The following is a 22,737-nucleotide window of genomic DNA, read 5'->3' on the forward strand; positions in this document are numbered from 1 at the left end:
ACGGAGGCTCCTGATGATCAAATGGACAGTTAGTGTTTGCTGGCGCCAGAGGCACCGATACCGGTCATGGAGCGGATGAACTGCGCCAGGTAGCGGCCGCGCTCAAGGGCTGCACGGGGTGAGGAGTCGGTGACCGAAAACAGCCAGGCGCTGAAAAACGCCAGGCTCATCGAGAACAGCGCCGGGTTGGAGTAAGGAAACAGCGCCTTGTCGTAATGCAGCACGTTGACCCACACCGCCGGGCTCAGTACCAGCAGGACAATCGCCGAGACCAGGCCCGCCAGGCTGCCGGTGACTGCGCCGCGAGTGGTCAGGCCCTTCCAGTACATCGAAAGGAACAGCACCGGGAAATTCACCGAGGCCGCGATGGCCAGCACCAGGCCGGAGAGGAAGGCGATGTTCTGCGATTCAAACAACAGGCCGAGAATGATCGCCAGCACGCCGATGCACAGGGTGGCAATGCGCGACACGCGGATCTCCTGCTGCTCGGTGGCCTGGCCCTTGCGCATAACACAGGCATACAGGTCGTGGGACACCGCCGACGCCCCGGACAGGGCCAGCCCGGCAACCACCGCGAGGATGGTCGCGAAAGCCACCGCCGAAATGAAGCCGAGGAACAGGTTGCCGCCCACTGCCTGGGCCAGGTGCACGGCGATCATATTGCCGCCGCCGATGATCGCGCCATTGGCGTCGCGGAATGCCGGGTCGGTGCCGACCATGACGATCGCGCCGAAGCCGACAATGATCAGCAGCAGGTAGAAGTAGCCAATGAAACCGGTGGCATAAAACACACTTTTACGCGCTTCCTTGGCATCGCTGACGGTGAAGAAACGCATCAGAATATGTGGCAGGCCGGCGGTGCCGAACATCATGCCCAGTCCCAGGGAGATCGCATCGATGGGGTTCGACAACAGCCCGCCCGGGGCCATGATGGCGTTGCCCTTTGCGTGCACCGCAGTGGCGCCGGCAAACATCGCCTCGGTGCTGAAACCGAAATGCCTGAGCACCATGAAGGCCATAAACGTGGTGCCGACCAGCAGCATCACCGCCTTGATGATCTGCACCCAGGTGGTCGCGAGCATGCCGCCGAAGGTCACGTAGAACACCATCAGCACGCCGACCAGCATGACCGCGTACAGGTAGTCGATGCCGAACAGCAGTTCGATCAATTTGCCGGCGCCGACCATCTGCGCCACCAGGTACATCAGCGCCACGGTGAGGGTGCCGAACGCCGAGGTCAGGCGTACCGGGGTCTGTTCCAGGCGGTACGACACCACGTCGGCAAAGGTGTATTTGCCGAGGTTGCGCAGGCGTTCGGCAATCAGAAACAGGATGATCGGCCAGCCGGCCAACACGCCCAGGGCATAGAGCAAGCCGTCGTAGCCGTTGAGGAACATCATCGCGGAAATGCCGAGGAAGGAGGCGGCCGAGATCATGTCGCCGGCAATTGCCAGACCGTTCTGAAAACCGGTCATGCCGCCGCCGGCGGTATAGAAATCACTAGCGGAGCGGGTACGCAAGGCGGCCCAGCGGGTCACGCCGAGGGTGAACAGGACGAACACCAGGAACATGCCGATGGCGTTCCAGTTCAATGGACGAGACGCCACGTCGGCGGCCATCGCAAGGTCAGACACCGCTGCCAGAGGCAGCGTAAGCAAAGCCAGGCGCCGGCTCATCGTGTGCACTCCTGCTTGAGTTTTTCGTTGAGCGGGTCGATCACGTGGTTGGCGCGATAGACGTAGAAACCGGTCAGCGCAAACGCCGTGACCACGATCACCACTCCGACCAGCATGCCCACGGTGGTCACGCCACCGCTCAGGGACTGGCCCAGCGTCGCCGGAGAAAAAGCCACCAGCAGGACGAAACCGAAGTAGATCACCAGCATGATCAGTGACAGCGACCAGTAGAGATTCTGCTTGCGTCGCACCAGCTGGATGAAGTCGGGGTGTTGGCGGATGAGGTCGATGTCTTGGGGTGTCATAACGGCTCTCCTTGTTGTTTTTGTTGTGGGGTGAAGCAAACTTCGGGTACGCCCGGCCCCCTGTAGGAGCGAGCCTGCTCGCGATGCGGTCATTCCAAACAACATTGTTGGTGACTGATCCATCGCTATCGCGAGCAGGCTCGCTCCCACAAGGTTTTGTATGGGATTGTGTTCAAAGCTGATCGAAATCCAGCACCACCTTGTCGCTCACCGGAAACGCCTGGCACGACAGCACATAACCGGCAGCCACTTCGTAGTCCTCCAGGGCGTGGTTGCTGTCCATCTCCACTTCGCCTTCGATGACCTTGCACTTGCAGGTCGAGCACACGCCTGCCTTGCACGAGTAGGGCAGTTCCGCGCCCTGGGCGTTGCCGGCGTCGAGGATGCTTTGGCTATTGCGGGGCAGGTCGAACGCCAGGGCGCGGCCGTCGCTGATCACGGTGATCTGGCTCACCGCAGCATCCCCTTGGCGAGCCGCCTCGCGCGCTTCGCGCTTGTGCTGGCTGCCGGCAGCGGCGAACAGTTCGAAATGAATGCGCTCGGCCGGCATGCCCTTGGCCTTGAGGCTGTCGCGCACGGTTTCGGTCATCTCCTGCGGGCCGCAGATAAACGCGGCGTCGAGCGCCTTGACGTCGAGCCAGCGGGAGAACAGCTGCTCGCATTTCTCCGAGTTGATGCGGCCGTTGTACAGGTCGACATCCTGCTGCTCGCGACTGAACACGAAGATCAGGTTGAGACGCTGCAGGTAGCGGTTTTTCAGGTCTTCCAGCTGTTCGCGGAACAGCGCGCCGGAGCTCGAGCGGTTGCCGTACAGCAAGGTCACGCGGCTATGCGGTTCGGTTTGCAGGGTGGTCTTGATGATCGACAGGATCGGCGTGATACCGCTGCCGGCGGCGACCGCCAGGTAATTACCGTGGCGCGCCGGGTCAAGTTCGACATGGAAATGCCCGGCGGGCGGCATCACTTCCAGGCTGTGTCCGGCTTTCAACTGCTCATTGGCAAAGGCCGAGAAACGCCCGCCGACCACGCGCTTGATCGCGATGCGCAACTCACCGTCATTCACCCCGGTGCAGATCGAGTAGGAGCGGCGCACTTCTTCGCCGTCCATCTGGGTGCGCATCACCAGGTGCTGACCCTGGGTGAAGTGAAAACTGTCTTGCAGGTGCTGCGGAATCTCGAACGCGATGGACACCGCGTCACGGGTCTCGGCGCGTACGTCCTTGATGGTCAGGCTGTGAAACTTGCTCATTATTGTTCTCCAGCTGGGACGGCCGAGCGCCGCTCAGATGCACTTGAAATAGTCGAACGGTTCCAGGCAGTCGCGGCACCGATACAAGGCTTTGCACGCAGTGGAACCAAACTCGCTGAGCACTTCGGTGTGCGCGCTGCCGCATTGCGGGCAGGCGATCACCGGGCTTTCGCCCAGCAGGCTGCGTTTGCTGGTGCTGCCATTGGGCGGTGCGATGCCGTAGGCACGCAGGCGTTCGCGGCCGCTGTGGGTGATCCAGTCGGTGGTCCAGGCCGGGGTCAACTTGCGCTCCAGCTGCGGCGCCCTGAACCCGGCCCGTTCCAGCGCGTCGCGGATGTCACTCTCGATCACTTCGGTGGCGGGGCAGCCGGAGTAAGTCGGCGTGACCACCACGTGCAAGTGCCCGGCCTGCCAGGCCAGATCGCGCACGATGCCCAGGTCAACCACGCTGACCACCGGCACTTCCGGGTCCATGACCTGCGCCAGGGTCGCCCAGGCAGCCGCCAGGTCGGCCGGTTGCGCCGGCCGTGCGCCCAGGTCGCTGGCGATCAGCTCACCAGGTTGCATCGGGGTACGCTCGTGGCAGGAATTGCATCTCGGCCAACAGGATGCCGAGGTGTTCGGAATGCAGGCCCTTGCGTGCATCCAGGTAGAAATAGCTCGGTGCTTCTGGCACGGGCAGGGTGGCGCTGGTGAAGATCGCGCTGACGGTTTTTTGCCAGGCGGCAGCGATTTGCGCGGCGTCCGGGGTGATGCCGGCGGCGCACAGGCGTTGTTCGCTGTCGTCGGCGCTGGTCAGTTCGACGGTGAAGCGCCAGACCTCGGGAATAGCCGCGAGCATGCGCTGGTGGCTGTGCTCGGTGCCGTCGCCCAGACGCTCGACCCACTCGCCGGAGCGGCGCAGGTGATAGGTGACTTCCTTCACGGCTTTGGCGGCGATGCCGGCGATGCGTTCGTCGCTGGACTGGCTCAGGCCGCTGAGCACTTGCAAATGCCAGGCGTCATAGAGGAATTGCTTGAGGATGGTTACCGCGTAATCGCCGTTCGGTTGTTCCACCAGCAGCAGGTTGCGGTATGCCCGCTCGTCACGGCGGAACGCCAGGTCATCGGCGTCGCGGCCGTCGTCCAGCAGTTCGGCAGCGTATTCCAGCCAGTTGCGGGCCTGGCCGACGAGGTCGAGGCCGACGTTCATCAGCGCCAGCTCTTCTTCCAGCGCCGGCGCCTTGCCGCACCATTGGCACAGGCGCTGGCCCTGGATCAGGGCGCTGTCGCCGAGGCGCAGCAGGTATTCGATCAGATCAGTCTTGGAGTTCATGGTCGACCTCACATGTGCCCGACTTCGGCCGGCAATTCGTAGAAGCTGGCGTGGCGATAAACCTTGTCGTCGGCCGGGTCGAACAGCGGGTCCTTCTCGTCCGGCGAGGACGCGGTGATCAGCGCCGACGGCACCACCCACAGGCTCACGCCTTCGCTGCGACGGGTGTACAACTCGCGTGCGTTCTCGATCGCCATGGTGGTGTCGGCGGCATGCACGCTGCCGACGTGCTTGTGGTTAAGGCCGTGCTTGCTGCGCACGAAGACTTCGAAAAGGGTCCATTCGGACATGTTGTTTACTCCACGTTTGTTCGTATTAACGCCGGCGGACCGCTCCTGTAGGAGCTGGCGCAGCCTGCGATCTTTTGGCGGCTGTGAAATCACCGAAGATCCAGATCAAAAGATCGCAGCCTTCGGCAGCTCCTACGCGGGATTTGTCGGGCCGAATCAGGCGGCGTTCTTGTTGTGTTTTTTGCGGGCATGGGCGACTGCGGCTTCGCGGACCCAGGCACCGTCTTCTATTGCCTTGCGACGGGTGGCGACGCGTTCCTGGTTGCACGGGCCGTTGCCCTTGAGCACCTCGTAGAACTCGCTCCACTGGATTTCGCCGAAGTCGTAGTGACCGCGTTCGGCATTCCACTTCAGGTCCGGGTCGGGGCAGGTGCAGCCCAGCAGCTCGAGCTGCGGGATGGTCTGGTCGATGAAGCGCTGGCGCAGTTCGTCGTTGCTCTGGCGCTTGATTTTCCAGGCCATGGATTGCGCGCTGTTGGGTGAGTGTTCGTCGCTTGGGCCGAACATCATCAGCGAGGGCCACCACAGGCGGTTGATCGCGTCCTGGACCATGTCTTTTTGCGCCTGGTTGCCGTGGCGCATCATGGTCAGGAGGATTTCGTAGCCTTGGCGCTGGTGGAAACTTTCTTCCTTGCAGATGCGCACCATGGCCCGGGAGTAGGGGCCATAGGAGGTGCGCTGCAATACCACCTGGTTGACGATTGCGGCGCCATCCACCAGCCAGCCCACTGCGCCCATGTCGGCCCAGTTCAGGGTCGGGTAGTTGAAAATGCTCGAATACTTGGCCTTGCCGCTGTGCAGTTTGGCGATCTCTTCATCGCGATCGGCGCCCAGGGTTTCCATGGCGCTGTAGAGGTACAGGCCGTGACCGGCTTCGTCCTGGATCTTGGCCATCAGTTGCAGTTTGCGCTTGAGCGATGGCGCGCGAGTGACCCAGTTGCCCTCGGGCAGCATGCCGACGATTTCCGAATGCGCATGCTGGGAAATCTGCCGGATCAGGGTCTGGCGATAGGCGTCTGGCATCCAGCTCTTGGCTTCGATCTTGATTTCTGAATCGATTTTTTTCTGGAATGCGCGTTCCTCATCGGACATTTCCGACAGGTCCTTTATGCGCTTTACGCCTGTTTCTACTAGCTGTGCGTACATGGGGTGTCTCCCGCCGCGAATCTGTTTGATGGCATGGAGAACTTTATAAGCGATACAGAAATTAATATCAAACACAGAATATCGTGTCGGTTGTATTTTTTGTATCGCTTTGGGTGCCGTGTGTCTATCTGTGGGTTGTCTGGGGCGCTGCGTAGGAGCTGTGTAGGAGCTGTGTAGGAGCTGTCGAGTGAAACGAGGCTGCGATCTTTTGATCTTGCTGTGTACATATCCGTTGCTGCGGTAACGGCTTCCATTGGTTCCGCTTTTACAGCGGGTCACTTGGAAAAGCCCCAAGTAACCAAGGGCCTCTTGCCCCACCACTTGGCACCTCGCTCAGGCTCGGTGTGCCCGCACTCCGGCATTGCTCCGCGGGTCGCCGCGATGGCCCATCCATGGGCCAGCGCGGCTAAACCGGCATCCTTGCCGGTTTACCCGCTACGCAATACCTGCGTTCGGCCAGCGTGGTTAACGGGGCGTCCGCGATCAAGAACTCGGCCGCGGCGGCCTGAGAGCCGACCTGGCTGGTAGTTCGACGCAGGACCTCCTGTGGGAGCAAAGCTTGCTCGCGATTACGGATTGGCATTCGACAATGATGGTGACTGGTACGCCGTCATCGCGAGCAAGCTTTGCTCCCACAGTTATCAGCTCCCACAGTTATCAGCTCCCACAGTTATCAACTCCCACAGTTATCAACTCCCACAATTATCAGCTCCCACAGTTATCACCACCCACAGGTGCTCATTTCCAACTCAGGGAAGGTGCACGACCAAACAAGCGCAGCGCGCCGGCTTGATGCCTTGGTCGGCCCGAAGGCCGCCACGGCCCGGTTTTTGATCGCGGACGCCCCGTAAAACCACGCTGGCCGAACGCAGGCATTGCGCAGCGGGTAAACCGGCAGGGATGCCGGTTTAGCTGCGTTGGGCCATGGATGGCCCGTCGCAGCGGCCCGCGGAGCAATGCCGGAGTGAGGGCACACCGAGCCCTGGCGAGGTGCCGAGTGGTGGGGCAAAAAGCGCTTGGTTACTTGGCGCTTTTCCAAGTAACCCGCTGTAAAAGCGGAACCAATGGAAGCCGTGACCACAGGAATGGATATGTACACAGCAAGATCAAAAGATCGCAGCCTCGTTTCACTCGACAGCTCCTACAGGAAATTCCAAACGCCGTAAGGGCGGAACGTTCACCTCGCACTCAAAAAAAAGCCCCGCAATAGCGGGGCAAAAAAGGGTGCAGCAGTCATGCCTTCGGGCGTTTGTCCATCACGTGGCAAGCCTTGCCCTCAGAACGCTTGATCGAATGCAGCGGCTGCAAAACGATCCGCGAACTGATCCCGATATACGTCTTGATATGCCGACTCAACTCGCCACAGACAGCCTTCTGCTGATCATCACTCAAATGCTGATGCTCAGCCTTGAGCTCGACGTGCACGTCAACGCTGTCCAGATTGCCATTGCGATACAGATGAATCTCATAACACTCTGCAAGCTGTTTAATCTTCAGCACCTGCTCCTCGATCTGCGTCGGAAACACGTTCACCCCGCGGATGATCAGCATGTCATCACTGCGTCCGGTGATCTTGTCGATGCGCCGCATCGGCCGTGCCGTACCCGGCAACAGGCGCGTGAGGTCGCGGGTGCGGTAGCGGATCATTGGCAGGGCCTCCTTGCTCAGGGAGGTAAATACCAGTTCGCCCATCTGCCCGTCCGGCAGCACTTCGCCGGTGACCGGGTCGATGATTTCCGGGTAGAAGTGGTCTTCCCAGATCGTCGGGCCGTCCTTGGTCTCGGCGCATTCCATGGCGACACCCGGGCCCATGATTTCCGAGAGGCCGTAGATGTCCAGCGCAGTAATGCCCAGGCGATTCTCGATGGCGTTGCGCAGTTCACCGGTCCACGGTTCGGCGCCGAAGATACCCAGGCGCAACGCCAGCTTGTGCGGGTCGATGCCCTGGCGCTCGATCTCGTCGGCGATGTTGAGCATGTAGGACGGCGTGACCATGATGATGTCCGGTTGGAAATCCTTGATCAACTGCACCTGCTTCTCGGTCTGGCCACCGGACATCGGGATCACCGTGCAGCCCAGGCGTTCGGCACCGTAGTGGGCGCCGAGGCCGCCGGTGAACAGGCCATAGCCGTAGGAAATATGCACCTTGTCGCCCCGGCGACCACCGGCGGCGCGGATCGAGCGCGCAACCACATTGGCCCAGGTGTCGATGTCGTTCTGGGTGTAACCGACCACGGTCGGCTTGCCGGTGGTACCGCTGGAGGCGTGCAGGCGCACCACGTCGTGCATCGGCACGGCGAACATGCCGTAGGGGTAGTTGTCGCGCAGGTCGGTCTTGGTGGTGAAGGGGAATTTGGCCAGGTCTTCCAGGCACTTGATGTCGTCCGGGTGCACGCCCAGCGCGTCGAAGCGTTGGCGGTACAGCGGCACATTGTTGTAGGCGTGGTTCAGGCTCCAGCGCAGGCGATCCAGCTGGTGCTGACGGAGTTCGTCGATGCTGGCGGTTTCCAGCGGGTCCAGCTGTGGATCAAGCACGGCGTTGGCAATTGGCATGTTCATGATTTCACTCGAATTGTTTTTGTGTTTCAACCCTTTCACGCAAGGGCTTTGAGTGCATGCCCCAAGGATACCTCTCGGCTCCTCGGGAATCGCGGTTCTTTAGTCGGTCAGGCGCTCGATGATCAGCGCGATGCCCTGGCCGACGCCGATGCACATGGTGCACAAGGCATAACGACCATTGCGTTGCTCAAGCTCGTACAGGGCGGTGGTGACCAGGCGCGCGCCGCTCATGCCCAGCGGATGACCGAGGGCAATCGCGCCACCGTTGGGGTTGACCCGTGGGTCGGTGTCGCTGAGGCCGAGTTCACGCAGCACCGCCAGGCCTTGCGCGGCAAAGGCTTCGTTGAGTTCGATCACGTCCATGTCGGCCAGGCTCAGGTTCGCCAGTTCCAGCACCTTGCGTGTGGCCGGGACCGGGCCGATGCCCATGATGCGCGGTTCGACGCCGGCAGTGGCCATGGCGACGACCCGGCCACGGGCTTTGAGTCCATGGCGCCTGGCGACTTCGGGGCTGGCCAGCAGCAACGCGCAGGCGCCGTCGTTGACCCCGGATGCGTTACCGGCGGTGATGCTGCCGCCTTCGCGAAACGGCGTGCCGAGTTTCTGCAACTGCTCAAGCGTGGTGTCGCCACGGGGGTGTTCGTCGTGCTCGACGAGTTTCGCCGGACCTTTGCGCTGGGGAATCTCTACCGCGACGATTTCCCGTGACAGGCGACCGCTCGCCTGAGCCGCAGCGGCGCATTGCTGGCTGCGCAGGGCGAAGGCGTCCTGGTCGGCGCGGGAGATATTGAATTGCTCGGCGACGTTCTCGGCGGTCTCCGGCATGGAGTCGATGCCGAAGGTTTTTTTCATCAGCGGATTGACGAAGCGCCAGCCGATGGTGGTGTCGTAGATGTGCGCATCTCGGGAGAAGGCCTGCTCGGCCTTGCCCATCACCAGGGGCGCCCGCGACATCGATTCGACGCCGCCGACCAGCATCAGCCCGGCCTCGCCACAGCGAATCGCCCGAGCCGCAGTGCCGATCGCATCCAGGCCGGAACCGCACAGGCGATTGAGAGTGGTGCCAGGAACGCTCACCGGTAACCCGGCGAGCAGTGCCGACATGCGCGCGACGTTACGGTTGTCTTCACCGGCCTGGTTGGCGCAGCCGTAAATCACGTCGTCCACCGCCGCCCAGTCGACCTGCGGATGGCGGCGCAGCAGTTCGCGCAACGGCACCGCGCCGAGGTCGTCGGCACGCACGCTGCTCAGGGCGCCGGCATAGCGGCCGATCGGGGTCCGCACCGCGTCGATGATCAAGGCATCATTCATTCGGGTTCTCCTGCGCGAGCACCGTGCCGCGCACTTTATAGGATTTGCCATGGAACAGCGCGATCAGCTGGCCCTGTTGGTTTTCAATGCGTACGTCGTAGTTGCCGGTGCGACCGGAACGGCTTTGCTCGATGCAATCGGCGGTCAGCGTGTCGCCCAGGTGCGCCGGGGCGATGTAGTCGATGCTGCAACCGATCGCGACCGTGGCGTCGTTGTAGCTGTTGCAGGCAAAGGCAAACGCCGAGTCGGCCAGGGCGAACAGGTAGCCGCCGTGGCAGGTGCCGTGGCCCTGGATCATGTCGGCGCGCACGCTCATGCCGACCCGGGCGCAGCCTGGCGCGGCGGACAGCAGGCGCATGCCCATTCCGAGGCTGGCGGCATCGCGCTTGAGCATGGTTTGCGCGCAGGCGCTGGCCAGGTTCATCGCTTGGTGATTAGTCATGCAAGGTGCTCCCTTCGGCGACCCGGCGCCGCAGCAGCAGCGACGGGCGATAGCGTTCTTCGCCATATCCGGCCTGCAGGTTTTCCAGGACGCGCAGGATGTGCGCCAGGCCAATGGCATCGGCCCAGGCCAGCGGGCCCTGGGGATAATTGACCCCGGCGCGCATGGCCAGGTCGACGTCGGCGGCCGAGGCCACCCCTTGCAGCACGGCGTCGGCGGCCTCATTGGCGAGCATTGCGACGGTGCGCAAAACGGCGAGGCCCGGGCTGTCGGTGAGCTGGCTGACACTGAGGCCGGCCCTTTGCAGCAGGGCGACGCCTTGCTCCAGGGCCGCAGGGTCGATATCGGCGCAGCAGCTGATGCCGATCCGGCTGGCCTGGCCATAGTCGAAAGCGAGGTCGAGCAGGATCAGGTTGCGCAAGCCATCTTCGCGGGCACGCTGGCAAGCCATGCGTCCGTCGCTCAAGGCCAGCACCGCGTCGCCGACCCGTAGCAGGCCCTGGCCATCGCGCTGGATGACGTGCACATCGTGCTCGCGCAGGCGCGCAAGCAGCCCGTTGGCAATGCCGAGATCGCCTTCCACGATGCAGGTCTCAACCGCGGTGTCGCTGCTGACCTCGCCCGGCTGCGCACGGGTGGCGCCGTCGGCATAACAATAAAACCCCTGGCCACTTTTGCGTCCCAGGCGACCCGCATCCACCAGCTCTTTCTGGATCAGCGAAGGCAGGAAGCGCGTGTCGCCGTAATAGGCGTCGAACACCGAGCAGGTTACCGCGTAGTTGACGTCATGGCCGATCAGGTCGGTCAGCTCGAACGCGCCCATGGCGAAACCGCCGGCATCGCGCATCAACGCGTCCAGGGTCGCGCAGTCAGCAGCGCCTTCCTGCAGCAGGCGCAGGTTTTCCGCGTAGAACGGACGGGCGACACGGTTGACGATAAAGCCCGGCGTCGAACGGGTGTGTACCGGTTGCTTGCCCCAGGCTTTGGCAGTGTCGTACAGGCACTCGGCCAAGACCGGATCGCTGGCCAGGCCCGAGACGATTTCCACCAACGCCATTACCGGTGCCGGGTTGAAGAAGTGCAGGCCGAGCAGGCGTTGTGGCTGTTCGAGCTGCGCGGCAATGCTGGTGATCGACAGCGACGAGGTGTTGCTCGCCAGAATGCAGTGCTCACCACAAATGCTTTCCAGCTGGCGGAACAGCGCGCGCTTGACCTCGAGATTTTCGACGATAGCTTCGATGATCAGCGCGCAGTCGGCCAGCGCCTCGATGTTGTCCACAGCCTGCAGGCGGGCGATCGTTGCTATCCGCGCCGAGTCCGCAAGCTTGCCTTTCTCGACTCGCTTGCCCAGCTGCCGGTCGATGCCATTGATGGCTTGCGCTGCCGCCCCCGCACGGTTGTCCAGTAGCAGCACCGGATGGCCAGCCTGTGCCGCGACCTGGGCAATCCCGGCGCCCATGGCTCCGGCGCCGATCACGGCGATGCGCGCAGTGCTGTTGAGTGCGGTCATGACTCAGAGCCCCTTGAACACTGGGCTGCGTTTTTCCATGAACGCGCCGACGCCTTCACGGTAATCCTCGCTGCGCCCGGCCAGACGCTGCAGGTCTCTTTCCAGCTCCAGCTGCTCGTCGAAACTGTTGCTCATGCTCGCGTTCAGGCTGCGTTTGATCAACGCCAGGCCGTAGGTCGGTTGGGTGGCCAGATGACGGGCCAGGGTCAGCGCTTCGTTGCGCAACTCGGCATCGTCCACCACGCGGTAGATCAACCCCCATTGCTCGGCCTGCTCGGCGCTCAGTCGATTGCCGAGCAGGGCCAGGGCCTTGGCGCGAGCCATGCCGACCAGGCGCGGCAGGGTCCAGGTGCCGCCGGAATCGGGGATCAGGCCAATCTTGCAGAAAGCCTGGATAAAGCTGGCCGAGCGCGCCGCAAGCACCAGGTCGCAGGCTAGCGGAATATTCGCGCCGGCCCCGGCGGCCACACCGTTCACTGCGCAGATCACCGGCAGCGGCAGGTCGCGCAATTGACGGATCAGCGGGTTGTAGAACTTTTCGATCGACTCGCCCAGGTCCGGTATCGCGCTGCCCGGCGCCACGTTGCGATCACTGAGGTCCTGCCCGGCGCAGAAGCCGCGGCCTTCACCGGTCAGCAGCAATACCCGCACGTCCGAGTTCTGGCGAACCTGTTTCAGTGCTTCCTTCACTTCGCCGTGCATCTGCGCATTGAAGCTGTTGAGCTGGTCTGGCCGATTGAGGCTGAGCAGGGCGACACCGGCCTCGATGGAAAACAGGATATGTTCGAAGTTCATGGTCATGGCGCTCTCTGGGAGGTTCGAATTCGGGGAGTGACCGGCTTACTGCCCGGTGAAGGTCGGCGTGCGCTTTTCCTGGAAGGCCTGGATGCCTTCGTCGCGGTCGCGGGTGCCGGCCAGCACGGTGAAGGCGTGGCGCTCGAAGCGCAGGCCGCTGGCCAGGTCAGTGTCCATTGCCTTGAGCAGCGCTTCCTTGGCCAGGCGCACCGCCAGCGGCGCCTTGGCGGCGATGCTGCGGGCAATGTGCAGCGCGCGTTCGACGGTGAATTCCGGCTGGGTCACTTCACTCACCAGGCCGGCCTGCTGCGCCTGGCGGGCAGTGATTGCCTCGCCGGTCAGGACCATCTGCATCGCCATCGATTTGCCCACGGCGCGCAGCAGGCGTTGGGTGCCGCCGGCGCCAGGCATGATCCCCAGGTTGATTTCCGGCTGACCGAACCGCGCGTCTTCACCGGCAATGATGATGTCGGCGTGCATCGCCAGTTCACAGCCACCGCCGAGGGCAAAGCCGTTAACGGCGGCGATCAGTGGTTTGTTGAAGCGGGTGATGGTTTGCCACGACGCCTGGCGCGGGTCGTCGAGGATGCCGACCAGGTTGCGTTCGGCCATTTCCTTGATGTCGGCGCCGGCGGCGAAGGCTTTGCGGCTGCCAGTCAGGACCACCACGCGGGTGTCGGCATCGGCCTGCGCAGCCAGCAGTTCATCGGCCAGTTCGCCGAGCAACTCGGTGGTCAGGGCGTTCAGCGCTTGCGGGCGCTGCAGGGTAATCAGACGGACGCCCGGCTCGATGAACTCGACAGCAAGGGTTAGAGGCATGGCGGATGCCCTCACGGTGCACGCTCGGCTGTGATGCCGGCTCATTATTGGATCGGCGCGGTGGGCCGGTTTTGTCGGAGTATATCTACAACGTGATACGCAAATGCAAATATAAAACTGAAATAACGTGTCTTATTGGTTGGTTGGTGGTTTTTGGATGCGATAGGACATACGAGCCGGTCTTCGCTTTAACCCCAGTGATCATTGGTTTTTCTAAGGTTTTTTTTGGAGTGTTCAGCGGCGCTCGAAGGCGTTGAAACAAGCGATACGTTTTTTTGCCTTTGTGCTGATAAAAACGATGTGATACAAAACACGTCCATATCGGCATCGCTTTGCAAGCACGCCCTGTCCCGCGCCAGAAGGAACGTTCCATGACCTGCTACAGCCTCGATGGCCTGACCCCAGTGGTCGATCCCACTGCTTATGTGCACCCGTCGGCCGTATTGATCGGCGACGTGATCATCGGCCGCCATTGCTACGTCGGTCCCCTGGCCAGCCTGCGGGGCGACTTTGGCCGAATAGTGCTGGAGGAGGGCGCCAATCTGCAGGACACCTGCGTGATGCACGGTTTCCCGGACAGCGATACGGTGGTCGAGCGCAATGGTCATATCGGCCACGGCGCAGTGCTGCACGGCTGCCGGATCGGCGCCGATGCATTGGTGGGGATGAACGCGGTGGTGATGGACAATGCGCGGATCGGCCCGCGTTCCTTCGTTTCGGCAGCCGCCTTTGTCAAAGCCGGCTTCGAGTGCGCGGAGCAGTCACTGGTGATGGGCGCGCCGGCCAGCGTCAAACGCAGCCTCAGCGATGAAGAAGTGGCCTGGAAGCAGGCCGGCACTCGCGAGTATCAGCAACTGGCCAAGCGTTGCCTGGAACAGATGCATGCCTGCGAACCGCTGGCCGAGCCCGAACCCGATCGCCCACGCATCAGCGACAGCGGCCTGCGGCCCAAGAGCGCGCAACAATGACCGCCAAACCGGTATATTCCTTTTCTTTTTTCAACCCGGTACGCCCATGTCGTCCCTGATTCCCCTGAACCACCTGATCACCCGCTTCCAGGAACAGACGCCGATTCGCGCCAGCTCCCTGATCATCACGCTGTACGGCGACGCCATCGAACCCCATGGCGGCACGGTGTGGCTGGGTAGCCTGATCCAGTTGCTCGAACCCATCGGCATCAATGAGCGGCTGATCCGCACCTCGATCTTCCGCCTGACCAAGGAAGGCTGGCTGACCGCCGAGAAGGTTGGGCGGCGCAGTTATTACAGCCTGACCGGCACCGGTCGCCGGCGTTTCGACAAGGCGTTCAAGCGGGTCTACAGCTCTACGGTGCCGGCGTGGGATGGCTCGTGGAGCCTGGTGATGCTCACGCAATTGACCCAGGACAAGCGCAAACAGGTGCGCGAAGAACTCGAATGGCAAGGTTATGGTGCGATCTCGCCGGCGGTGCTGGCCTGCCCGCGCAGCGACCGCAGTGATCTGAATGCCACCTTGCTCGACCTCGGCGCCCAGGAAGAAACCATCGTTTTCGAGACCACGGCCCAGGACGTACTGGCCTCCAAGGCCCTGCGCCTGCAGGTGCGCGAGAGCTGGAACATCGAGGAGCTGGCGACCCATTACAGCGAGTTTATCCAGCTGTTCCGACCGCTCTGGCAGGCACTTCGCGAGCAGGAAAACCTGCAGCCGTCGGACTGCTTCCTGGCACGGGTTCTGCTTATTCACGAGTACCGCAAATTGCTGCTGCGCGACCCGCAACTGCCGGACGAATTGCTCCCCGGCGACTGGGAAGGCCGCGCCGCACGGCAGCTGTGCCGCAACATTTATCGTTTGATTTACGCCAAGGCCGAGGAGTGGCTGAACACTGCGCTGGAAACGGCCGATGGACCGTTGCCCGACGTCGGTGAGAGTTTCTATCGGCGCTTTGGCGGGCTGAAATAGTCCACCAAAGTCCAGGAGCATGATGGTCAGGGAGGATCCGTGGATTGGCGTGGATAATAAAAACAAGCCTGCGTGAGGCCCCACATGATTTCTTCGATTGCACAGCGCCGTGACGGGTTCGACCAGTGGATTCACCAGATCAACCAGATCTGTGGTGCCTTCAATGCTCAGCCCCTGGGCAGCGAGTTTGCCGGGCAGATCCAGGAGCACCAGGACGGCGCGCTGAAGCTCAGTTTTGTCGACGTCCGCCAGGCGCGCCTGTATCGCACTCCCTTGGAAGTTGCGGCGGGCGAGGGTGGAAAATACTTCGCGGTGTTCCAGCTCGACGGCACCGCCGGCATGGCCCAGGGCGACAACAAGGTGCTGCTGTCGGCAGGTGACATCACCCTGATCGACGCCTCGCGCCCCAGCGATTTCACCTACAGCGAGAACTCGCGGCAGTTGTCGTTGATCCTGCCGGCGCAGCTGGTCGAGCACACCTTGCGCTTCAGTCAGGTGCGCTGCGGGCACCGGATCGCCGCGAGCTCGCCGATCGCGAAGTTGTCCCAGCGCCTGATCCTCGACGCCACCCGCCAGAAATGCCTGAGCCGTCAGGAAAGTGAAGCGACGCTGGAGGCGATTGTCAGTCTGCTGCGCCCGGCGATCAGCCAGGCCGACGAGTGTATCGATGGGCACGAGCGCACCTTCCGCCGGACCCTGGCGTTCATCGACCAGCACATCCGCTGCGAAGAGCTCTGCCCCGAATGGCTGGCGCGGGAAGTCGGCATGTCCACTCGCGGGCTGTATCGGCTGTTCGCCAGGAAGGGTTTGGTGGTGGCGCGGTATATCAAGAACCGGCGGCTGGATTTGTGCGCTGAATCCTTGCGCCAGGCGCGCACCGAGCAGAAGTTGGCAGTGCTGGGTTATTCGTGGGGGTTTTCCGATTCGAGCTATTTTTCCACAGCGTTCAAATCACGCTTCGGGATTTCACCCGGAGAGTACCGCAAACAGCACGCCTGAATGCGATCCCCTGTAGGAGTGAGCCTGCTCGCGATAGCGTCGGGTCAATCAAATCATCGTTATCTGACCCACCGCTATCGCGAGCAGGCTCACTCCTACAGGTTTTTCTGGTTACTTGGCGTTGAGATTCAACGTCGGCGTCTCATCAAAGAAATTCCACGGCTTGAGCAGCACATGCACCCACTCCGTCGGCATGATCGGCCACTCTTCCGCGCGGGCGATGTGAGTGGTGCCGGTGGTCAGCCACACCACATTGTCGGTGTTGTCGATCGCCTGGTTGTCCTGGGTGAATAACCCAAGCCCGGAGTCCTTGTCCGAACGGTTCGGGTACTTGCCCTCCGGGTATTTTTCATCCGGGTTATAGCGCGTCACCCACAGCTGTTTGTCCATGAAACTCAGGCGGTGATATAGCCATTCGTCCTTGGCAAAATTGGCGCCTCTGGCCACCGGATGTGTGCCGCCCGCATACGGAATAAGCTGATACGACACCGGGTTGCCAACCTTGTTTTCCTTGCTGAAATTACTCAGCAGGCGCACGGTCGACGGGTCGAATTTCTGCGCAGCCTGCTGCTCGGTACCCACCACGTGCTGTTCGATCTGCATCGTGCTGGTACGCGGCCCGCCGCGGTCGTTGGGCGCCACCAGCGGGTTCACTTCGACCAGCGAATTGTTCTCGCCGTCCACATCCAGGTCGAGGCGGAAGTTGTAGATGTGCTGGTGCGTGGTGCCGACAATATTGTGATCCAGCAGCGTGCCGTAACGGGTATCGTCCTTGGCGGTGGCGTCGCGCATGGTGCTGGATTTCACGCCCTTGACCGCTTCGATTCCGGTGGCACCGGCATCGATGCCAATGGTGCCGTTCTGCTGGAACACCCAATCGAAGATGTAGTCGTAGTTGCCGACCGTGCTGATCCAGCGCACCACCAGTTCACGGCGCTCGGTGCTGAGGTTGGGCTGGCCCATTTCCTGGTGTTTGTATTCCGGCCCGGCGTAGCGCTCGAAAATTGCCATGGCCCGCGGCACAGTGGTCGGCTTGCCGGTGTAGTCGGCGAGGGTCGCGTCCAGCAGCACGGCGTTGGCGGGCGCGTCCTTGCCCCGGGCTATCGGTGAGGTCAGGGTGCCCATGCCGTAATCCCCCGAGTCCAGATACGCCTTGAAGTACCAGCCGCCGTCGGGATCGCCGTAGGGCACGATCATGCCGCCGAGTGAGCCTTCGTAGAGGATCTTGCGCTTCTTGCCTTTGTCGTCGTAAGTGACCGTCGACAGGATCGGCCCCACTCGCGAGTCGAGGCGCACGTGGAAGTCCCAGTTCTGCCAGTGAATGCTGTTGCCGGTAATGGTGTAGTTCTTGCCCTCCGGCTCGGTGATTTCCAGTGGCTTGACCGCCACGCCCTGACGTCCGCGGCCGTCGTAGGGCGTGGGCTTCATTGGCACCGGAATCACCCCGCCGTCCTCGATCTTGATCAGCTTTTTCTGTTCCAGGTCGACCACCGCCACCAGGCCTTCAATGGGATGGCTCCAGTAATTGCCGTCGCCGGTATTGAGGTAGCTGACGATTTTCAGCAGCCGCTTGTCCTGGGCCAGGCCGTCCTTGCCGTCGAAGTAACCCACAGTCAATGGCGTCGCCACCACCTTCTTCACATCGTTGATGCCACGCTTGGCCAGCGCCTGCGCATACTCGGGACTGGCCTCGACGGCCGCCTGCACGGTGGCAAAATCGTCGAGCAGGACCATGCCATGCGCGCCTTCCACTGGTTGCCACGACCGCAGGGTGCGACTGTCGAGATCAATCAGCGCTTCGATCACATGCTTGCCATCGAGCACCACGACATTGGCCTGACGCGGCTGCGCGACAGCCTGGCCAGTGAGGGCGAAATTCCACACCTGATCCTTGGGCGGCTCGTGGATGGACACTTCGGTGAAACGAAAGCCGGGCTTGTAGTGCTCGGACTGCCGGACGATATCCACCGCCCGGGTGATCTCATCTGCACTGAGTGGGTTGAGCGGGTTGGGGCGGGTCTCGACCACGAACGTCTTGTCCAGACCGGACTGGAACACCTGATTGATGAAGTCTTTGGACATGTAGGCGGTGTTGCCCTTGAACACCACCGGCACCGTCAACTCGATGCGCTTGCCATTGAGCATCGCCACCTTGCTGTCCGGCTTGACCTTGAGGTAGACCCCGTCCCGGGCGATCACGAACAGGTTGGCGTAGTCGTCCCACTTCACCGTGGCCCCGAATTCTTCCAGGCCCGCTTGCAGCGGCACCATTTCGGCATGCCCGCCGTGGGCACTGGCCTGGGGGATCCAGCCGGGCAGGGCGGTGACGCTGATGGCGCAGGCCAGGGCGAGTCGGGCTGTTGTTTTCAGCGAGAGCGGGGAGAACATGTCTGAATTCCTTGGGGACCAGGCCACCAGCGTTACGAGGTTGCTCGGGGCGGCGTTCCGACGATGGACGTCAAGGATAACGCGGCAAGCCTGACACCCAGCGGCATTCTCAGGTTTTTCGCGAGCAAGCCCGCTCCCACGGGAGGATTGCTTTAGCTCGTTGGGTGTGTCCAAGCAACCAGCGCCACGCCGTGACAACTAAACTTTCAAAACCTTTCCGCCAATGGCCACCGCCACCAACAACACCGCCATCAACCCAAAAGCAAAACTCAAACTGCTGCCATGCGCAATAAACCCGATCAGCGCCGGCCCTGCAAGAATCCCTGCATAACCCAAGGTAGTGATAGCCGGCACCGCGACACTCTCGGGCATCACCGTCTGCTTGCCGACGGCGGTATACAGCACTGGCACAATGTTCGAACACCCCGCGCCCAACAGCGCATATCCGACCAGGGCCAGCTCCCAGCTGGGTGCAAAGGTCGCCAGAAACAACCCCGCTGCAGCCGTCAAGCCACCGAACACAATCACCCGGGTTGCGCCGAGGCGACGGACAATGCGGTCGCCGGTCAGTCGGCCGACCGTCATGGTCAGCGCAAACGCCGCATAACCCAGCCCGGCATACGCCGTGTCGATGCCACGTTCCTGCGCCAGGAACACCGCGCTCCAGTCCAGCGCTGCGCCTTCGGCAAGAAACACGATAAAGCACATCCCGCCAATGAACAGCACAATGCCATGGGGTATGGCGAACGCCGGGCCGGCACTTTCGCTGCCATACGCCAGCATGTTTGGCGCCGCCTTGCACAGCGCGACCAGCAGCATCACCACGACCACCAGCATCGCCATCAGCGGCGACAGGCCAAAGCCGAGCAGGGCGCTCACACCCGCAGCACCGACGATCCCGCCAAGGCTGAACAGCCCGTGGAACCCGGACATCATGGTCTTGCCGCTGGCGCGCTCGACGATCACCGCTTGCAGGTTGACGGTCGAATCTACCGTGCCCAGGCCCGCGCCAAACATGAACAGGGCCGCGATCAGCGCCGGGATCGACGACACCGTCGCCAGCAACGGCAGCGCCGCGCAGATCAACAACGTGCCGCCAACGGCGACTCGCCGACAGCCAAAGCGCGAGGCAAGAATCCCGGCCATCGGCATGGCGAGAATCGAGCCAACACCCAGGCACAACAGCAACAGCCCCAGCGTGCCCTCATCCAGCCCGGCCCGTGCCTTGGCGTAGGGCACCAGCGGCGCCCAGGCGGCAATACCAAAGCCGGCAATGAAAAAAGCCACCCGCGTGGACATCTGTTCCAGGCGTCCGGGGACGAAGGTAGTGGGGGTGTTGAGGTTACTCATATCAATCCTTGGTAAAAATGTCGCGTCCCCAAGGGACAGTGAGTGTCCCGTGGGGTTCTGTGGAGCAGGGTGACATGCTTGCACAGGCGGTGGGGGGATCGCGAGATGTTGAGTGATATTGGTAGTGGGTGCTGCGGTGACTATCAGATCGTCATCGCGAGCAGGCTCACTCCTACAGTAGATCGGTGGCGTACACGAAATGTGTGTTCACTGCGATCCACTGTAGGAGTGAGCCTGCTCGCGATGAGGCCAGTGCAATCAACCCATCACTCAACGCTGAGCAAAAAACTCAACCTCCGGCATGGTCCGCTTCATCAACACCTTGCCATCGCGAATCGAATACAGAGGCAACCCCTGGCTACGGATCACCTCGTAGTCGCTGTCCGCCGACAGGATCAGCAGGTTCGCGGGTCGGCCGCGTTCCAGGCCGTAACGGTCACCCAGGGCCATCGCCTTTGCGCTGTTGTCGGTCACCAGGTCCAGCGCGCTTTGCAGGTTGCGATAACCGAGCATGTGACAGATATGCAGCCCGGCCTCCAGCACGCGCAGGATATTGCCGTTGCCGAGCGGGTACCACGGATCGACGATCGAGTCCTGGCCGAAACACACGTTCATGCCCGCCTCGAGCAGTTCGTTGACCCGGGTCACGCCGCGGCGTTTCGGGAAATTATCGAAGCGTCCCTGCAGATGGATGCTCTCGGTCGGGCAGGAAACGAAACTGATCCCCGAATGCCCGAGCAGGCGGAACAGCTTGGCGCAGTAGGCATTGTCGTACGAACCCATGGCCGTGGTGTGACTGGCCGTGACCCGTGAACCCATGTCGCGGCTGCGGGCTTCTTCGGCCAATACTTCGAGGAAGCGCGAGTGCGGGTCGTCGGTTTCATCGCAATGCACATCGACCAGGCAACCGGTGCGCTCGGCCAGGTCCATCAGGTACTTCACCGAACTCACACCCTGATCGCGGGTGTACTCGAAATGCGGAATGCCGCCTACCACATCGGCACCCATGCGAATCGCTTCTTCCATCAATTCGCGGCCATTGCGATAGGACTCGATGCCTTCCTGAGGGAACGCGACGATCTGCATGTCGACCAGATGGCGGCTTTCCTCGCGCACTTCGAGCATTGCCTTCAATGCCGTCAACTGTGGGTCCGTAACGTCGACGTGGGTGCGCACATGCTGGATGCCATGGGCGGCGAGGGCCTGCAGGGTCTTGCGCGTGCGAGTCTTGGTGTCTTCTTCGGTGATGGTGACCTTGCGCTCGCTCCAGCACTCGATGCCTTCGAACAGCGTGCCGCTCATGTTCCAGCGCGGCTCGCCAGCGGTCAGGGTCGCGTCGAGATGGATGTGCGGCTCGACGAAGGGCGGGATCACCAGGTTGCCGCCAGCGTCCAGGTCGTTGGGGCCCAGGGTCGGGGCCTCGGTCTGCCGGGCGATACTGCTGATCAGGCCGTGTTCCAGGTGCAACTCATGCAGGCCTTCTTGGTTGCGCAGGCGGGCGTTGATGATGTGCATCAGGCGAATCCTTTTAGAGGGACGTTGGCGGCTGGTCAATAGCACATACGTTAGCGCACAACGATACTCCTTTGTAGGAGCGAGCTTGCTCGGGATGGACGTCAATGATGACGCGTGCTCACTGGATGAACGCGTCGGCCGGAAGTTTTCGCGAGCAAGCTCGCTCCTACAGGGGATCGGGTTTCTTCAGGGGGATGGCAGGAATCGCAACAGCGCCGCGACGATCGCCTCGGGCGCATCCTCTTGCACCAGATGCCCGGCATTGGGCACCGGATGAAACTGCGAGCCAGGGATCATCTGGTGCAGTGCCCGCCCGCGCTCGATGGGGATCCATTGGTCGTCCTCGCCCCAGAGGATCTGCACCGGGCAGCGGATGCTCGAGTACAGGTGTTCGACTTCGCGGGTATAACGCTCGTCCATCTGCGCGATCTGGCGATAGAACGCCGCCTGCCCCGGATCGCCCAGCCATGGCTGTACATAGGGCGCGAGTTCGTCGTCGGGAATGTCGCGCTTGATCGCTCCGCGAATATAGGAGGGGACGATGGCGCGCTGGATGTAATCGGGCAAGCCACTGAACGCCGCTTCATGTTGGCGCACATGCTGCACGAACGGTGAACCCCAGGGCGTCAGCGCCACCGGGTCGATCAGGGTCAGGCTGCGATAATCCTTGGCGTTGAGCAGGTGCGCACGCAAGGCAGTGGCGCCGCCGAAATCGTGGGCGACCACATCGGGACGATCCAGGCCCCAGTGCTCCAGCAGTCGGGCCAGTAATTCGTTCTGTACACCGAGGGATACATCACCATCGATCTTGTCCGACTGCCCGTAGCCGAGCAGGTCGAAATAATGCACCCGGTGGGTGGCGATAAAATGCGGCGCTATGCGGTGCCAGACATGGGAGGAGAAGGGCGTGCCGTGGACGAACACCAGCGGTGGGCCGTCGCCGCGTACGGCGAAGCGGATGGAGTGCCCGTTGAAGCGGTAGGTCTGGGGGAGGGGCCAGTCAGTCATGCGCCTGTCCTCTGGGTAGGGAGAGGCAAAAAGCATAGGCATAAAAAAACAGCCTTGGAGGCTGTTTTTTGTATCACTGACGAAACGCATCCCCCCCCATGTAGGAGCGAGCCTGCTCGCGA

At 62.1% G+C, this 22,737-nt stretch carries 20 protein-coding genes; 3 read left to right on the plus strand and 17 right to left on the minus strand.

Translation table 11 applies throughout. From position 1 onward, the window contains the following. Positions 1-29: 29 nt before the first annotated feature. The 13 genes from ACYZTK_RS23820 to paaF form a co-directional block, all read right to left on the minus strand. Entirely contained in the window at positions 30-1,676 is a 1,647-nt protein-coding gene (locus tag ACYZTK_RS23820) for a cation acetate symporter (RefSeq protein WP_462012061.1), read from the minus strand. After that, positions 1,673-1,981: a DUF485 domain-containing protein gene (locus ACYZTK_RS23825; protein ID WP_462012062.1), complete on the minus strand. Its 309-nt coding sequence runs from the start codon at positions 1,979-1,981 to the stop codon at positions 1,673-1,675. The genes ACYZTK_RS23820 and ACYZTK_RS23825 overlap by 4 nt, the downstream gene beginning before the upstream one ends. 172 nt (positions 1,982-2,153) lie before the next feature. After that, positions 2,154-3,230: a 1,2-phenylacetyl-CoA epoxidase subunit PaaE gene (gene paaE / locus ACYZTK_RS23830; protein ID WP_462012063.1), complete on the minus strand. Its 1,077-nt coding sequence runs from the start codon at positions 3,228-3,230 to the stop codon at positions 2,154-2,156. Between the two features lie 33 nt (positions 3,231-3,263). Next, entirely contained in the window at positions 3,264-3,797 is a 534-nt protein-coding gene (gene paaD / locus ACYZTK_RS23835) for a 1,2-phenylacetyl-CoA epoxidase subunit PaaD (RefSeq protein ID WP_462012064.1), read from the minus strand. Then, positions 3,784-4,545 carry a 1,2-phenylacetyl-CoA epoxidase subunit PaaC gene (gene paaC / locus ACYZTK_RS23840; RefSeq protein ID WP_462012065.1) on the minus strand — a complete coding sequence of 254 codons (762 nt, stop codon included), beginning with the start codon at positions 4,543-4,545 and terminating at the stop codon, positions 3,784-3,786. The genes paaD and paaC overlap by 14 nt, the downstream gene beginning before the upstream one ends. Positions 4,546-4,553: 8 nt before the next feature. Further along, positions 4,554-4,835: a 1,2-phenylacetyl-CoA epoxidase subunit PaaB gene (gene paaB / locus ACYZTK_RS23845; protein WP_003208899.1), complete on the minus strand. Its 282-nt coding sequence runs from the start codon at positions 4,833-4,835 to the stop codon at positions 4,554-4,556. 156 nt (positions 4,836-4,991) lie between these two features. Continuing rightward, on the minus strand, positions 4,992-5,981 hold the full coding sequence (paaA, locus tag ACYZTK_RS23850) for a 1,2-phenylacetyl-CoA epoxidase subunit PaaA (RefSeq protein ID WP_462012066.1): 990 nt from the start codon (positions 5,979-5,981) through the stop codon (positions 4,992-4,994). Between the two features lie 1,233 nt (positions 5,982-7,214). After that, complete coding sequence (gene paaK / locus ACYZTK_RS23855; protein ID WP_462012067.1) at positions 7,215-8,540, minus strand: phenylacetate--CoA ligase PaaK; 1,326 nt, start codon at positions 8,538-8,540, stop codon at positions 7,215-7,217. Between the two features lie 99 nt (positions 8,541-8,639). Beyond that, on the minus strand, positions 8,640-9,851 hold the full coding sequence (pcaF, locus tag ACYZTK_RS23860) for a 3-oxoadipyl-CoA thiolase (RefSeq protein WP_462012068.1): 1,212 nt from the start codon (positions 9,849-9,851) through the stop codon (positions 8,640-8,642). Then, on the minus strand, positions 9,844-10,293 hold the full coding sequence (gene paaI / locus ACYZTK_RS23865) for a hydroxyphenylacetyl-CoA thioesterase PaaI (protein ID WP_462012069.1): 450 nt from the start codon (positions 10,291-10,293) through the stop codon (positions 9,844-9,846). The genes pcaF and paaI overlap by 8 nt, the downstream gene beginning before the upstream one ends. Continuing rightward, positions 10,286-11,803, minus strand: coding sequence for a 3-hydroxyacyl-CoA dehydrogenase PaaH (gene paaH / locus ACYZTK_RS23870; RefSeq protein WP_462012070.1), 1,518 nt, complete (start codon positions 11,801-11,803; stop codon positions 10,286-10,288). Before paaH ends, paaI begins: the two co-directional genes overlap by 8 nt. A gap of 3 nt (positions 11,804-11,806) precedes the next feature. Next, on the minus strand, positions 11,807-12,598 hold the full coding sequence (gene paaG, locus ACYZTK_RS23875; RefSeq protein WP_462014963.1) for a 2-(1,2-epoxy-1,2-dihydrophenyl)acetyl-CoA isomerase PaaG: 792 nt from the start codon (positions 12,596-12,598) through the stop codon (positions 11,807-11,809). 45 nt (positions 12,599-12,643) lie between these two features. Further along, positions 12,644-13,417 (minus strand): 2,3-dehydroadipyl-CoA hydratase PaaF, encoded by a 774-nt coding sequence (gene paaF, locus ACYZTK_RS23880; RefSeq protein WP_462012071.1) that lies wholly within the window; start codon positions 13,415-13,417, stop codon positions 12,644-12,646. A gap of 371 nt (positions 13,418-13,788) precedes the next feature. Between paaF and paaY the strand changes: the two genes are divergently transcribed. From paaY to feaR, 3 genes are all read left to right on the plus strand, one after another. After that, positions 13,789-14,385, plus strand: coding sequence for a phenylacetic acid degradation protein PaaY (gene paaY / locus ACYZTK_RS23885; RefSeq protein ID WP_462012072.1), 597 nt, complete (start codon positions 13,789-13,791; stop codon positions 14,383-14,385). A gap of 46 nt (positions 14,386-14,431) precedes the next feature. Then, positions 14,432-15,355: a phenylacetic acid degradation operon negative regulatory protein PaaX gene (gene paaX / locus ACYZTK_RS23890; RefSeq protein WP_462012073.1), complete on the plus strand. Its 924-nt coding sequence runs from the start codon at positions 14,432-14,434 to the stop codon at positions 15,353-15,355. Between the two features lie 84 nt (positions 15,356-15,439). Next, positions 15,440-16,354, plus strand: a complete 915-nt coding sequence (feaR, locus tag ACYZTK_RS23895; protein ID WP_462012074.1) for a transcriptional regulator FeaR — start codon at positions 15,440-15,442, stop codon at positions 16,352-16,354. Positions 16,355-16,465: 111 nt separating this feature from the next. Here feaR and tynA read toward each other — a convergent pair whose 3' ends face one another. From tynA to ACYZTK_RS23915, 4 genes are all read right to left on the minus strand, one after another. Continuing rightward, positions 16,466-18,742, minus strand: a complete 2,277-nt coding sequence (gene tynA / locus ACYZTK_RS23900; protein WP_462012075.1) for a primary-amine oxidase — start codon at positions 18,740-18,742, stop codon at positions 16,466-16,468. Between the two features lie 198 nt (positions 18,743-18,940). Further along, the gene (locus ACYZTK_RS23905; RefSeq protein WP_462012076.1) at positions 18,941-20,092 is read right to left on the minus strand and encodes an MFS transporter; all 1,152 of its coding nucleotides are present in this window, start codon (positions 20,090-20,092) and stop codon (positions 18,941-18,943) included. A gap of 270 nt (positions 20,093-20,362) precedes the next feature. Continuing rightward, entirely contained in the window at positions 20,363-21,607 is a 1,245-nt protein-coding gene (gene codA / locus ACYZTK_RS23910) for a cytosine deaminase (protein ID WP_462012077.1), read from the minus strand. 186 nt (positions 21,608-21,793) lie between these two features. Next, positions 21,794-22,615, minus strand: a complete 822-nt coding sequence (locus ACYZTK_RS23915) for an alpha/beta fold hydrolase (RefSeq protein WP_462012078.1) — start codon at positions 22,613-22,615, stop codon at positions 21,794-21,796. Positions 22,616-22,737: the final 122 nt, after the last annotated feature.

The organism is Pseudomonas sp. LB3P31 (assembly GCF_054897945.1).

Bases quoted from the DNA above. Each gene is read 5' to 3' on its own strand.
- ACYZTK_RS23820 (WP_462012061.1), bottom strand. From the start codon at position 1,676: ATGAGCCGGCGCCTGGCTTTGCTTACGCTGCCTCTGGCAGCGGTGTCT.
- ACYZTK_RS23825 (WP_462012062.1), bottom strand. From the start codon at position 1,981: ATGACACCCCAAGACATCGACCTCATCCGCCAACACCCCGACTTCATC.
- paaE (WP_462012063.1), bottom strand. From the start codon at position 3,230: ATGAGCAAGTTTCACAGCCTGACCATCAAGGACGTACGCGCCGAGACC.
- paaD (WP_462012064.1), bottom strand. From the start codon at position 3,797: ATGCAACCTGGTGAGCTGATCGCCAGCGACCTGGGCGCACGGCCGGCG.
- paaC (WP_462012065.1), bottom strand. From the start codon at position 4,545: ATGAACTCCAAGACTGATCTGATCGAATACCTGCTGCGCCTCGGCGAC.
- paaB (WP_003208899.1), bottom strand. From the start codon at position 4,835: ATGTCCGAATGGACCCTTTTCGAAGTCTTCGTGCGCAGCAAGCACGGC.
- paaA (WP_462012066.1), bottom strand. From the start codon at position 5,981: ATGTACGCACAGCTAGTAGAAACAGGCGTAAAGCGCATAAAGGACCTG.
- paaK (WP_462012067.1), bottom strand. From the start codon at position 8,540: ATGAACATGCCAATTGCCAACGCCGTGCTTGATCCACAGCTGGACCCG.
- pcaF (WP_462012068.1), bottom strand. From the start codon at position 9,851: ATGAATGATGCCTTGATCATCGACGCGGTGCGGACCCCGATCGGCCGC.
- paaI (WP_462012069.1), bottom strand. From the start codon at position 10,293: ATGACTAATCACCAAGCGATGAACCTGGCCAGCGCCTGCGCGCAAACC.
- paaH (WP_462012070.1), bottom strand. From the start codon at position 11,803: ATGACCGCACTCAACAGCACTGCGCGCATCGCCGTGATCGGCGCCGGA.
- paaG (WP_462014963.1), bottom strand. From the start codon at position 12,598: ATGAACTTCGAACATATCCTGTTTTCCATCGAGGCCGGTGTCGCCCTG.
- paaF (WP_462012071.1), bottom strand. From the start codon at position 13,417: ATGCCTCTAACCCTTGCTGTCGAGTTCATCGAGCCGGGCGTCCGTCTG.
- paaY (WP_462012072.1), top strand. From the start codon at position 13,789: ATGACCTGCTACAGCCTCGATGGCCTGACCCCAGTGGTCGATCCCACT.
- paaX (WP_462012073.1), top strand. From the start codon at position 14,432: ATGTCGTCCCTGATTCCCCTGAACCACCTGATCACCCGCTTCCAGGAA.
- feaR (WP_462012074.1), top strand. From the start codon at position 15,440: ATGATTTCTTCGATTGCACAGCGCCGTGACGGGTTCGACCAGTGGATT.
- tynA (WP_462012075.1), bottom strand. From the start codon at position 18,742: ATGTTCTCCCCGCTCTCGCTGAAAACAACAGCCCGACTCGCCCTGGCC.
- ACYZTK_RS23905 (WP_462012076.1), bottom strand. From the start codon at position 20,092: ATGAGTAACCTCAACACCCCCACTACCTTCGTCCCCGGACGCCTGGAA.
- codA (WP_462012077.1), bottom strand. From the start codon at position 21,607: ATGCACATCATCAACGCCCGCCTGCGCAACCAAGAAGGCCTGCATGAG.
- ACYZTK_RS23915 (WP_462012078.1), bottom strand. From the start codon at position 22,615: ATGACTGACTGGCCCCTCCCCCAGACCTACCGCTTCAACGGGCACTCC.